Annotated in this window: 1 rRNA gene; it reads right to left on the bottom strand. The window is 54.4% G+C overall.

The features are described from left to right. Positions 1-318, bottom strand: a 16S ribosomal RNA gene (locus tag CVN76_RS00575); the annotation flags it as partial.

Consider the following 318-nt stretch of genomic DNA (forward strand, 5'->3'; position numbering starts at 1 on the left):
ATTCCGGCTTCATGCAGGCGAGTTGCAGCCTGCAATCCGAACTGAGAATGGCTTTATGGGATTCGCTTACCTTCGCAGGTTTGCAGCCCTTTGTACCATCCATTGTAGCACGTGTGTAGCCCAGGTCATAAGGGGCATGATGATTTGACGTCATCCCCACCTTCCTCCGGTTTGTCACCGGCAGTCACCTTCGAGTGCCCAACTGAATGCTGGCAACTAAGATCAAGGGTTGCGCTCGTTGCGGGACTTAACCCAACATCTCACGACACGAGCTGACGACAACCATGCACCACCTGTCACTCTGTCCCCCGAAGGGGA

This window comes from Bacillus sp. mrc49, from assembly GCF_002803435.1.